Origin of the sequence: Candidatus Ichthyocystis hellenicum (assembly GCF_001460935.1) — a bacterium.
Taxonomy (GTDB): domain Bacteria; phylum Pseudomonadota; class Gammaproteobacteria; order Burkholderiales; family 2013Ark19i; genus Ichthyocystis; species Ichthyocystis hellenicum.
In genome coordinates this window covers 986,775-1,001,867 of record NZ_LN906597.1, presented here as the reverse complement: position 1 = coordinate 1,001,867, position 15,093 = coordinate 986,775, and the positions used below count along the sequence as shown (strand labels likewise).

5 protein-coding genes are annotated in these 15,093 nt (G+C 30.7%); all 5 read right to left on the bottom strand.

The genetic code is table 11. The features are described 5' to 3' along the window. Window positions 1-118: 118 nt before the first annotated feature. On the bottom strand, window positions 119-2,206 hold the full coding sequence (locus Arg41_RS04220; RefSeq protein ID WP_092343532.1) for a hypothetical protein: 2,088 nt from the start codon (window positions 2,204-2,206) through the stop codon (window positions 119-121). 502 nt (window positions 2,207-2,708) lie between these two features. Then, window positions 2,709-6,359, bottom strand: a complete 3,651-nt coding sequence (locus tag Arg41_RS04215; protein WP_092343531.1) for a hypothetical protein — start codon at window positions 6,357-6,359, stop codon at window positions 2,709-2,711. Window positions 6,360-6,769: 410 nt separating this feature from the next. Next, the gene (locus Arg41_RS04210) at window positions 6,770-10,000 is read right to left on the bottom strand and encodes a hypothetical protein (RefSeq protein WP_092343530.1); all 3,231 of its coding nucleotides are present in this window, start codon (window positions 9,998-10,000) and stop codon (window positions 6,770-6,772) included. Window positions 10,001-10,536: 536 nt separating this feature from the next. Beyond that, window positions 10,537-14,181 carry a hypothetical protein gene (locus Arg41_RS04205; RefSeq protein WP_092490500.1) on the bottom strand — a complete coding sequence of 1,215 codons (3,645 nt, stop codon included), beginning with the start codon at window positions 14,179-14,181 and terminating at the stop codon, window positions 10,537-10,539. A 376-nt stretch (window positions 14,182-14,557) separates the two neighbouring features. Continuing rightward, window positions 14,558-14,764 carry a hypothetical protein gene (locus Arg41_RS04200; protein ID WP_092343528.1) on the bottom strand — a complete coding sequence of 69 codons (207 nt, stop codon included), beginning with the start codon at window positions 14,762-14,764 and terminating at the stop codon, window positions 14,558-14,560. Between the last annotated feature and the right edge of the window lie 329 nt (window positions 14,765-15,093).

Genomic DNA, 15,093 nt, shown 5'->3' with positions numbered 1-15,093 from the left:
ACACGAAAAATATCCATATATTACCTAATTCGTTGTATTTAATACAACTTATAAAAAATCATTTGTTTATGAACAGATAGTTCTATATGAAGAAACGACTAAATATTTATAATACTAACTATTTTAGTGATCTAATAACTCTATTCCAAGCCACACTAAAATTACTCACCATCTGTTTAAGTACAAGCTTCATAGTAGATCTCATAAAAATAGATATCTCCACTGGGGTAATATTCCTCTCTGAAATAACACCATCATCATTAGAAAATACCACTCGAGAGTTCAAGAGCATGTTATTTATCTCCACGTACTCCTCTTGCAGTATTACATCAACTTCTTTCTGAGCAATAGGTAATAATCTTTTGGAAATTTTTTTCCAAGGAGTCTTACAAATAAAAGTATGATCCTCAAATTCATATCCCTCCTTAAACATCTCACGAAACTTACTAGTAATGCATTTATTCATTGCAAGTGAAAATTTTCTTCTAGCATTAAAAATAGCTCGATCATCCTCATAACAAAGATTAACTTTAGAAATAAAACCTTTATTAACTATTTCTGATTTTTTAGCATTATCAACAGGAACATCACCATAATTATCTCCTGCAGAAGCAATTACCACATCCTCCCATGCATACCTAGAAATATTTTTCAATGATGAATGTACAATTTTCATAATATTGCTTAAAACGATACATTTCTCCTGACTAGTAATATCCCTATAAACTATGTAATCAACAGTAACACGAAATCTAGATATAACCTCTTCCAGTTCCTTACTTTCATCTTCAAGAATATGTTTAACTTCATATTGAGCAATTGGCAATAGTTTTTTAGATATCCTAAACCAAGCAACTCTACTAATAACGGTTCCATCATCAAATTTATATCTAATCTTCATCAAATCAACAAATTTACTATGAATCGCAGACCTAATTATAGATGAAAATTTCTTCTTGATACTCAAAATGGCAGCATTATCAGTGCAATGTATATCAAATTTTGAACCAACACATGTATACTTTTCATAGATAAATTTATATCTCCTATAAGAATTAGCCACTGAAGTCCTAACAACAGATAACCATACTAACCTAACTGAGCGATACAATCTTTTATGTATAAACACCTTGGCACGATCAATAAAACAAATCCTTTCCTCATCCGTAATTTTTCTAAAAAAACAACCGGAATTAGAACTTTTGTTAGTATCAACTACACGTAATTCAGACAAGACTATATTTAATTCTTTATACTCACATTCCAAAATAGGTCCAACTGACTCCACAGCGATTGGAAATAGATCTTCAGAAACTACAGACCAAGAAGAATTGCACAGCACCTTCCCACTTGGAAGTAATGCTTTTCTATCCAGCATACTACGAAAAAGTATACGAATACTGTCCCTAATATCGACAGAAAATTTTCTTCTTATACCTAGAATAATTTTAGCATCATCAGAATTAATATTTAGCCCCCACATAACGGTAGTGGATCCACCTAGTTCAATTTTAGACGAACAAAAATCAGATTTTAATGGTTCTGGATCACACAAAAATAAGCCGTCTTGTACTCCAGACATCACCGTAGATAAATCACCTAGCGAAAACTGGTCTCGTACTTCAAACACTGCCGGAGATAAATCACCTAACGATAAACTGTCTCGCTCACCAAATACTACCGGAGATAAATCACCTAGCAATAAACTGTCTTGCACACCAGACATTACCGGAGATAAATCACCTAACGATAAACTGTCTTGTACTTCAAACACTGCCGGAGATAAATCACCTAGCAATAAACTGTCTTGCACACCAGACATTACCGGAGATAAATTACATAGCGATAAACTATCCTGTGCACCAGACATTGCCGGCGACAAATTACATAGCGATAAACTATCTTGTGCACCAGACATTGCCGGCGACAAATTACATAGAGATAAATTATATTGTGCACCAGACACTACCGGTGACAAATCACACAACGATAAAACATCTTTCACTCCAGACATTGCAGGTGCTAGCATCGGACCAGATGATAATAATTCTGGTTGATCTAAATAATCATCACAAAACAAATTTCCATACTCAACCCCAGACGATGATATAAAATCTAAATTATCATCACATCTATTGTCGTAAAATTCATTTTCATCATAATTATTAACTGAACAACAATCTTCATAATGAAGTGTATTACTCATTGACCACCCCGTGAGTCATACATATGATAGTATGTATATTTTATGATAGTATCATTATTAAAAAAGTAAAGCACCAATCAATTAATTATAATTTAAATGATGTAACTTAAATAAAAAATACATAATCGTTAAAAAATAATCAATGAAATATTCCAGGTAAGATTCTGTGGAGTTTTAATAAAATGCGGAAGTGTAATTACCAATATTACGACAAAAATCTATTCTTATTTTTAATAATAATTAAGAAAACAATAAAACATCATCTGATACTACCACTAAGTACTATTACACAGCAAAGCGCAACTTTATTATAGTCACAAACTCTAGTTCATAATATCAACATATAATAAAAGACAAAAAACATTAGATAATATTATCAATGAATCAAGACCGTATTTTAATAAAATTACCACACGAGCAAAATTTAGATTACACACTAAATTAATCAAACATAAACTAGTTATTTCTATTAATTCGTATTCAATCTAAACCGCATAACAAATCAAGTAGGCAATCCAAAAACAGATGTATTTTTATACTTTCCAATAGCCTCCTTAACCAAATAATCCCTTTCAATAACAATTACACCCATAAATTCTTCTAACATGGACTTTCTCTCTTCATAAGTAATAAATCTACCATTTTCAGATGGGTAAGCAAGTTGTGCATTTGACAATAACAATATCAACCGGTTTGAAAAACCACCTACCTTAAACAAATTATAGCTTCTCTTAGATAAAATACTATGTAAATCAGGACACATATAGTCTAATGTAGATGACGATTTATCGGTATCAGATAATAAAGAATTAATAACCTCATCCACAACTGACCTCAAACTATCTATAAATTCCAAACGAATATTATCAATTTCTGATTTATCTACTTCTCTAAGATATGACAAACCAACAGATGACAATTTAACAGCTACATTCCATATCCTACAAAAATTACGAAAGACCTGTCTATGTACACACTTCATAGTTGTATCAAGAGCAATACTCCTTTCCAAAGGTGTAAGCTCTCTTGTCATTGTAGTTGCACCAGAAGAATTATCAGGTGAGGAAACATTTAAACGTGACACTGATAACATTTCCCTTATTTTTATACGTTCTCTTTCTATAATTGGCTCAATTCCCTTCTTAATAATGGGTAAAATATTTTTTGATACTCTCTCCCAACGATAAACACCTGCTCTAGTACCATCATCAAATTTATATCTTTCCTTTATCATTTCACTAAATTTATCACTAGCATAGCTATAAATCTCAGATGAGAATCTCTTCCTAATATTCAAAATAGCAAGATCATCTTTATAACAAAGTTTGATTCTTACATCACAGTCCTTATTACCTAATTTAACCTCCGTAGAATTAATAACATCAATTAAGTTGTCAGTACAATTCACATCTGAATCATCTGCTACCAAAGAATCTTTATCAGTAAAATTATCCTTCAAAGATATAACCAAACTGTGCCATACCCTCCTAGATAGGGTCTTTAGTGCAACATACATAAGTCGATCAAGGTGCTCTAAAACAACAGATTTTTCTTTGCCTGTAATCTCCCTATCACCTCCAAAATCAAGTACCACACGTGCCTTGGATATATTTTTTTCTATCTCATTAGTTTGATCATCAATAATATTTTTTATTTCATCTCGAACAATTGGCAATAATTTTTTCGACATCGTCGCCCAAGAGAAATTACCAATAGTAGTACCATCCTCAAATTTATGATTGCTCTTTATCATCTCTCTAAATTTATCATAGATCTTAGACTTAATTTTACTTGAATATTTCTTTCTAGCATTCAAAATATCAACATTATCAACATAACGAAGTTTTACTCCCAAAGTTTCTTTAAAAACATGTGATTTTGAAGTTCCAGTTACAGATACCCAAGCTGATCTAGCAGCACACATTAAGCTGCTATTTGTACAAACATCGGCACGTAACATGAGAGAATTTTTTTCATCATCCGTAACTCTTCTAATAATGCAAGAGAACTCATCATCCATATTAGCATCTATCACCCGTGACTTAGAAAAAACCACGAGCAACTCTGAACACTGTTCTTTAATAATTGGTTCAATAGACTTCACCGCTATTGGATATAATTCACTAGAAACATCTCCCCAAGTATGATTGCATAGCGCTTTACCACTTGGAAGTTCTGTTTTTTTTAACAGCATTCCATAAAATAGACCACGAAGATGATTAGAAATTTTTACTGAGAACTTTTTTCTTATAAAAAAAACTAGTTTATCATCATAAGGATGTAGACTTAGCCCCCACGTGTTAACAATTTTATCCCTTCTACCTAAAAAATCTATCGGCATAGAAACAACAACAGGAGCCTCCAGTTTAACTAAAGAGCACGAACTTTCTCCATCAACTGAATGTGCTAATGTAGTATCTAAAATGGGATCTATTCTATCTATAAATGATCTCTTCTCGTTACCAGAATCAATACTATTTAGTGAATTAATTTCCATATTTTTAATTAAAAATTTCCATGTTTTATGGAATAAATTTCTATTTTTTCTATGTAGATAGTTGACAACTATTTCCAAAATATTTCTTATTTCTTTTGAACTAGCTCTTCTCGTACTAACAAAAGATTCATCAAATTCAGACACACAGCTATCCCCTAATATGCGAACGTTAAATAAAAATTTTGACAACTCTACACATTCCTCATCAACAAGATGTCTAACTGATTCTTGGGCAATAGGAAGAAGGTTCTTTGAAATTTTCCCCCAATCACCATCTACAATAGTTGTGCCATCTGAAAACTTATATTCTTCTTTTATCATTGCACAAAATTTGTCTTTAATAATTTCTTTAGATTTAGCCTTAAATTTTCTCCTGATAGAAAAAATCTTACGATCATCGTCGGGGTGAATTCTTGATCTCCATTTGTCTCCTACGGTAGGTAAACATTTATCACCTATTAAGCGTCCTTCTAGAGATAATTTTTCCTGAAAACTTATGACAATATTATATGCATCAGTAGTAGCAGTAGTTACCCAAAAATTTCTCATATAATCTACAATGCTTTCAAAAACCGATGATTTCTCACTATTTTCCAACCATTTATCATTATCCCATATCAATATATCATTTAAAAAATCACTGAAAACACAAATATCACTATCTTTCATTATTTTTTTATCAAATTCTTCGGCCACTAAATCAAAAAATTTTTCACGTAATTCTCCAATATTACTAAATACTTCATCACTTAAATTACAAATGCGGTGACATTTATAACGAATATTTTTTTTAAATGATTTACTGAATCTATCAATAAATCCAACCATCATCTCATCAATTTTAGCTGCAGATATGAAAGAAATGTAAGCACCAAACCTACATATAAAAACAGATTGACAATTAATATGGGGAATAATTCTATTATGATGATGTTCCAAAATAAATCTATCACTATAATAAACATCAGAAATAAACGATAATACCGACTTATTATCATCACAAAAACATCGCCAATACTTCACTGCCCTTAGCAAAACTGATTTCTCTAAGATAGAAAAAAAGTGTAAAAACAACAATTCCATCTCTGAGTTAGTCATCTTACGCTGAGAATTACAGTCAATGACATTACAATTAAAAATACTTCTTATTGTTATAGGAACGATATCAGACCGCAAAACGTCAATGCACTTATTCATCAAATGACATACTCTTTCAGAAAAACAATCCCGAGTTTTATTAATTAAATCCATTACGTATATAATGTTTTCATTACTACACTCTAACTCTTTTGGAAATCTAGGAAAAACATCAGACAAAAAAACCAATATAGGATCAACTTTATCTATAAAATTCATCCTATGCTTTTCCATAGCTGACAAAAAATCTTCGGTAAATCGGTATCCGCACTTAGCAGCATATTCTCGCAAAAAATTATCACCGTAATTTTCTGATACTTCTTCTATGTCAATACTATACCCATAATCAACATAGAAATTGCGTGGTAATTGATGAGATAAAAACGAATTATTGGCCGCTGTAAAACAAGATAAATCAGTTGTAACTGATACCTGTGCTAAATTAGTTTCCACAGATAAAACACTAGAGTCATCCTGACTTGTGCCATACTCATATCCGTAATGATTTATATCATGCATGATGTATATCTACAAAAGTGTTAATAAACCACCAAATATACTACACCAGCACTTATATTCCTATTCAGAATATAATTGACAAATAGCTTGATATCCAAATTTATGGGAACATAATGGGATAGCGTACCAATTTTTTCTTATCAATATAATATTTACAATTGAAGAAAAACTCATATAACATCAGCTTTTTACAATGCAGTTTGGTAACGGTAACTGCACTTGTAAACACTAATTAGTTTAGACAAAAATAAGATGATTTTTTAATACCAACAGCAGAAACAGCTATACAAATAACATACGTGAAATATATTTCATAATTTTTACAATTAACAAATATTTTCTGTATGAAAATGATGTATACCAAAATACATAAATTCCGTTTGCAACAAAAACATATGATCAATTTCTTGTTAACACTGCTTTTTGGCATAAGAATGATCATAAAATACCGATTTTACAGCATCGGCAACGATATCTAGTTTAAGATCATAGTGATATTTGCAACGGCCTACATCATTTTCAGCGTCATTGAAAAAAAACAAATCCTTAAATTTATTAATACGCTTCTTAACAAGACAATCTATATCATGATCAATACTATCCATAAATTCTTTGAGTATAAACTTACTCTCCACATCAGTAATAAATCTACTGTCACCACATCCCATAACCACTTGTGCTGTCAGCAGTAATGACTCGGCTTTGTCAAGAAAACATAATTCCTTTAATAAATGGTGACTTCTTCTAGACACAATATCAAAAACACAAGAACTAACATCACCTATACAAGTTAATGATAAATCCCTATTTAATGCCAATGAATCAATAACTTCATTCACCATTGGACCCAAAACACCCAAAAATTCCAATCTAACATTATCAAACTTTGATTTGTCTACATCTATAAGATCTCTAAACCCTATCGAAGATAATTTAACAAAAGAACACTTATCATCAGAATTACCAATCTCTAAACAACAGTCAACACCAATAGACTCGACCGCCAATGAATCAATTACGTTACCCCATATAACCTCAAACAACTTCTTTGATGCAGTATATATATAGTACATAACATCCGACGAAATTACATAATTTTCTCTATCAGTAAGCTTTCTAATAACTTTGAAGTCAATTACTACATATGATATATTTACAATTGCTTTTAATTCATCAACTTCACTTTCCATAATACGCTTAACATAATCACTAGCAACCGGATTTAGTTTATCACCTACCTCAAACCAAGAAGAATTATTACTAACAGTAGTTCCATCATCAAACTCATACTTGTTCTTTATCATTTCACTAAATTTGTTGAATATCTCAGACCTAATTACCCCCATACATTTATTATTGAAATTAACAATACCAGTATTACATTTACACTTAATCTTATCTAGTAAAGTGCATACCCCACCAATTTCGCAATCTTCATCCCTACCACAATATTTAACCTTATCAAAAACTTTAGCCCAAAGTGATCTAATTTGACTTTTTAACCTTGCATATGCAATCTTCCTAGACCGTGTAATGAAATTCTCTCTTTCATGATCTGTAGTCATTCTAAAAACATAATTTCCGCTGTTAATATCTGCCACATGCAATGTAGATAATATTCTTCCTAACTCTTCAGATTCGCCTTCAACAATAAATCCAAACAATTCTACCGCCATATCAAATAATTCACCATAAATATAACAACGACGAGAACATCTGATAACACCACCACTAGGAAATATAATTCTATTTCTCAGCGTATCTGATAATATTTTAGCAACATTAGACCTAATTTTCACAGAAAACTTTCTTCTGATACCAAGAATAAGGTTATAATCCTCGGGTAAGATGTTTAATCCAAGTATGCTAAAAACACTGCAGTTCTTTTCTGCCAATTCTACCGGTATCGAGTAAAAGCCAGTCGTGTTGCTTTGCACTGCATAAGAAGGAGCACCCGGAGAACATTCCCCGTTTAATTGTCCACCGTAACCCATGCTCCTTAATACCCCTACTTTCTCACTATTAATTAAATTTTTCCATACCTTGGAAAACAAATCTCTACTGCAATTATATATATTCTCAACAGAATGCTTAAAAATCTTATCCATTTCTTCAGAAGTAGCACTCCTTGTACCATAAGAGGATCCGTCAAATATACTACCATCATCAAATATGCGAATATTGCTCAATAATTCGAGCAGCTCTTTACGTTCAGCCTCAACAAAACACCTAATTGTTTCTTGGGCAACCGGAAACATATTTTCCGAAATCTCATCCCAACCGACTATACCAACAGTAGTACCGTCTGAAAATTTATATTCCTCCTTTATCATTTCGTAAAACTTATTTTTAACGATAGCCCTAGATTTATCAGCAAACTTACTCCTGATAGACAAAATCTTTGAGCTATCTTCAGGATGAATTTTAAAACCAAACTTACACTTCCAATCACTTGAGAAACGCTTACCACACCTCACCTTCAATCCACGAAAACTCATAACAACATCAGATACATTGTTATTAGATCTATCCATCAACATATTTTTCATGTAATCAATAATATTATCAACAATCAACGCCCTATCTATTTCTACACTTTCATTCTCTCTCCATATAACTAAAACATTTAAAAAATTACTAATACTATCCTTAAATCTTTCATTTACCACTTTTTCATTAAATTCTTTTTCTATTAAAATCTTAAATTTATCACTTAATTCATTACCCAACCTCCTAAGATCACAGTCAATATTACTGCTATAATTACAAATATATGAACACTTATAATGAACTACTTCCTTTAACACATCATCACACTTTCTAACAAAAATATCAATCATCTTATCAATTACGGCAATAGCCATAAAAGAAATATATACAGAGAATTTATTGCTAAATGCAGCTGGATGGGTAATATCATGAATGCCAATACCATCAAAATGGTAAGCACAAATAAAAGGATTGCTATAATCAATATCAATAATTGATGATAAAAGTGATTTATTTTCAGCACAAAAATCGTTCCAATACTTAATTATCTTTACCTCTACTAATTTCTCCAAAGTAGAAAAAAAATATAAGAACAATTGCTCCATCTCAGGATAGGTCATTTTACGTTCATAATCACCGTCAACAACATTGGAGTCAAAAATATTCCTTATTGTTAAAGGAATAATATCATGCCGTAAAATATCAATACACCTATATCTTAAGTCATATGCACATCTAGAAAAAGAAGAACAAATTTTACTCATCAACTCTATTTTATTTGTATGGTTATCGTCCAAACATTTCAAATGATCAAAACTAAGTATTAATTCAACTAAAATACTATCAACTTTCTCTATAAATTCAGACTTATGTCCATTCACAACAGATAAAAAACTTTTAGTGAGCCTACACCCGCACTTAGTAACATACAATTGCAAGAAATTTGCCTCACAAAACTCTAATATCGCCTCAGAATTAACTGCCTGCACAGACCAATCACACAAATACTTAGAAGATGTATAAAAACCAACATTTACCACATCAGTTGAAATAAATCTGGAACAACAAGGATCATCAGTATTAACACAAGGCCAACAAAAATCATCTCGATCAAAGTAATCATTGCTTACACTATAATTTAAGTTATACATACAATATATCTTTATACATTAAATCAATAAAATCGTACAATACTATTACTAGTGGAACAAAATAATCATCACCACTTTAGCACACACAAATATACCAATCCTAGACATCGCAATGAACAATGAAATATTAGCAAAGAATAACTCTCGATACCATTCGATATGAACAGCATACTAAGACATACATTATTTAATATCTACATTCATAACAAAAATGTCATACTAAACTTCTATCAATATTTACAATGATACATACAATAAAAAATACGACATGTAAATTAAACATACTTACGCAATAACATATACCATTACATTTGATATTAACGTCATAGCAACTGAAAAAATTATTTATTATTGTCATTTATTTCAACAAAACTACTACCGATGTAGATATAGATTTATTAATTGTATGAATAGACATATGACGATCCCTAAACATTTACACTTAGAAATGATCATTAAAATTAAACAACAGAACCAACAAACAACCACCGATGATCCATATTATTTGTAGCTATTGGAAACACATCAAATTGAATTTACTTCGCAGAAAGAAACACATTACTCAATTTGATAATACGCTTCTTAATTAAACAATCAATATCAGAATCAATCATATGCATAAAATCTTTAAGTACGAACCTCTTCTCTTCATTAGTAATAAATCTATCATTACCTTTAATTTCAACCACTCGTGCACATGACAATAATAATTCCACTCTATCAAGAAACCCGCCTTCATTAAATAAATTATGCCCCCTTTCAGACACAATTCTAGATATATTAGATATCAAATCATCTAAGCAAGCAAAAGACAAATCAACACCAGAAGATAAAGAACTAACTACTTCATCTACAACTGACCCCAAACTCCCAATAAACTCCAACTTAACGCTATCAAGTTCTGATCTATCTTCCTCCCTAATATGTCTCAATCTAACCGATGGTAGTTTTATAATTCGATTCCATATTCGACCAAAATTACGCATTACCTGTTTGTCTACAAGTTTCATAATACTTTCCAAGATCATATTCCTTTCCTCAAGTGTGATCTCCCTAACTACCCTATCTTTGCTAATACTACCAAGAAGAGAAATATCTACACGTGATTTTGACAACAGGTCACCTATTTTGGTACGTTCACTTTCCATAATTGGATCAACTTCTCTTTTTATAATAGGCAACATCTTTTTAGACACTTTTTTCCAAAAAAGTTTGTTAAGAGCTGTACGCTCATTAAATATATAACCTCTATTTATCAACTCACTATATTTATCAGTAATACATTTAGTAATAATACGAGAAAATTTATTCCTTACATTCAAAATAGCAAGATCATCTTCATAGCAAATACTGATTTTAATATCATCACTTTTATTACATACATCAAATTTTTCGACAGCAAGAGAACAATCTGACGACGTTATCACCTCATCAATACGATTAGCCTGAGAATTATAAATTTCTACGCAATTTTTAATATCTACACAATTACCACTCAAAGAAAATATTACACCTTCCCACGTATTCCTAAATAAATTTTTCAGAGCTTTATTTACAAGCTTCATGACATTACCCAAGATGGTCAATTTCTCTTCATCCGTAAGTTCTCGATCCAATTCAGAATCAACGACTGCACGTGCCTTAGATATAATTCCTTCTAGTTCCCTACTTTCCTCTTCTAGTATGTATTTAACTTCATCTTTAGCAATTGGAAACAATCTTCTGGATATACGAAACCAAGCACATGAACTAATAAAAGTACCGTCTTCAAATTTATGATTATTTATTATCATACTAGCAAATTTGGCGTGTACAGCAAATTTAATCCTAGATGAAAATTTCTTCCTTATATTTAGGATATCAATATTGTCTGTGTAGCGAAGCTTAACTCCCCATATACCTTCTCTAGCTATTCCACAAATACCCTTATACTTTTCTCTATAACCATATCCAATATCTGTTGAGTATTCATTAACTACATGCAACCATGATAACCTAATAGAAGCATTTAACCTTTTACATACGACCTTACTAACACGTGACATGAGGTTATTTTTTTCATCATCTGTAACTCTTCTAACAACGCAATACGAAGAATCTCCTTTATCAACATCTACTACACGAGCCTTAGATAAAACTCTATTTAATTCCTTATTTTGATTCTTAGAAATAAAATCAACCGATTCTGCCGCTATCTCAGACAATTCGTTAGAAATAATAAGCCAAGATGAATCACGAACCACCGTACCACTAGGAAGTACAGTTCTATTTTTTAACATGCCATAAAATAATCTAGAAAGATGATGTTTAATTTGGACTGAAAACTTCTTTCTAACAAACATAATTAGTTTATCATCATCGGGATGAAGATTTAATCCCCACATACTAATAATTTTATCTCTTTTGCATAACAATTCTACCGGAATCGAAACAATTACCGGTAGTTCCGTTTGCACTGAAGGAGAAGAAACAGGAACCATATCCGTTACAGGTTCTACTGAAGAGCAAAAACAATTGTCTTTTGAAACATTAAATTTATTACTCTTACTCTTACTCTTACTCTTAATTAAATTCTTCCACAATTTACTGGAAATGTTTCTGTTTTTGCAATATGCATAGTCAGCAGAAATTTTCAAAATACTATCTATTTCATCAGATGTAACTTTTCTAGTACCGGCAAAACATCCATCAAATAAATTAATATCTTCTATTATACGTGCACCACATAAAAATCTAGATAATTCCTCACATTCAGCATCAACAATAAATCTAACTGTTTCTTGAGCGATCGGAAATAAGTTTTTCGATATCTTATCCCAATCAATCATACTAACTACCGTACCATCTGAAAACCTATATTCCATCTCTATAATTTCTCGAAACTTATTATTAATGGCATTACTGTATTTAGCTGAAAACTTTCTCTTGATAGATGAAATTTTACAATCATCCTCAGGATGCAACCTCACACCCCATCTATCAGCTATAGTTGACAAATGCTTACCATAAGTTACTAAGTGCCGTTTAGATAACAACAATTTTTTCTTAAAAGAACTAACAACACCAAGTACACTATTAGCAGATTTTTTTGATATAAAATTGTGCATATATCCAATAATATTATCAAAAATCAATGCTCTATTTATTTCAATATCATCAGCCTTACTCCATATAAAAATACATTTTAAAAAAGTTCTAATACTATCTTCAATTTCTTCTTCTGCTATTTTTTTATCAATTTTTTCCTTTATTAAAACTTTAAAGGTACTAAGTAATTTTTCAATATCGTCATGAGCACTATCACTGTAATTATAAATACATGAACATTTATAACCAACAATTTTTTTCAACACATTGTTTAACGATCCCCAAAAATCAACCACAATCTCATCAATTTTGGCAACGGCCATAAAAGAGGTATATTTACCAAACTTATCAGTAAAAGCAGCTGGACAATCAAGATCAGTCATACTAATTCCATTATAACCTTGGGAACTAATAAACTTATTGCTATAGGTAACAAGTGAAACCAACGACGATAGATCATTATTCTTACTACAAAAATCTCTCAAATAATACAATATCTTGACTACAATCAATTTCTCTAAGGCAGTAACAAAATACAAAAATAACTGTTCCATCTCAGGATAGGTCATTTTACGATCACAATCACCATCAATAACAGTTGAATCAAAAATACTTTTTATAATTTCAGGAATAATATTATAGCGTAAAATGTTAATACACTTAGACCTCAAATCACATAAATTTCTAGAAAAAGAAGAGCAAATTTTACTCATTGAACTTGCAATGTCTTCATTACTACTTTTTGATTTTTTAAAAAAATTAAAACTATTTATTGATTTAGAAACACAACTCAGATCAGATAAAACAAAGTCAACTCTCTCCACGAAGCTATTCTTGTTCTTCATCATAACTAATAAAAAATCATCTGGAAGTTTATATCCACATTTAATTGCATATTCACTCAATGAAATGTCATTACTAACTTCATATGTTGAGTCAATATTATTAATACTATATCCACATCCATCACATAAATCTTGAAACAGTTGACTAAGTAAAAACGAACTATTAACCGGTGAGATATTAGAAACACTGACACTAAAATCATATTGAGCAACACAATTATTGTCATCATGATAATTTACACTATACATACATAATTCCTACGACATAATTACAAAAAAACAACTCATAACGCAATCCTTTAAGATCATCATAGACAATATTGATGTAGTTGGATATACAAAAACATTTGGAACTAATAATTATTATCAATTCATCATTGAAACATTGATAAAACTAACTATCCCATCATAAATTTTGGTAATAGCCATAAATAAAAAACAACCAAATTTATTGACAAAAGCATCTGGGAATGAAATATCAGGAATATTAATTCCTGTCAAAATTGTATGCACAAATAAATTTATTACTGCAATAAACACCTGGAATCAATGATAAATCACATAATATCTTTCTTATTAATAAAATCACACCAATATCTCATCATTTTTACCATAACTACCCTCTCTAAGAAAGAAACAAAGTACAAAAATAAATTACCCATCTGAGATGGGTAATTTCGCGTTCATGATCACTATAAATAACCTCAGAATAAAAAATTCCATTTATAGTTACAGGTATAATTTTATGCCTCAAAACATTAATAAACTCAGACCTCAAGTCATATGCACACTTAGGAAAGGAAGAGCAAATATTATCAACTAAATCTACCACAATTACACATTTATGATATGTTTTTTAAATCACTAAAATTACAATTTTAATTAGTCACAACGCGTAAATCCACACTGCATAAATCAATTAACACAAAACCAACTTTCTCTAAAAAATCACCCTTGTACTTATTCATAACTTATAAAAAATCATCATTAAAGTTACCACTACATTTTATGACTACAAACAAATATCTTCACAAGCTTATGATATTGCACTAAGACTAATGATATATTCTTACCATAAGCATAGATTATGGTACGATTTATTATGTGGACATGAACTACTAGATTCAGCAAAGTTACAAACAGATTGCCATGAAAAATAAT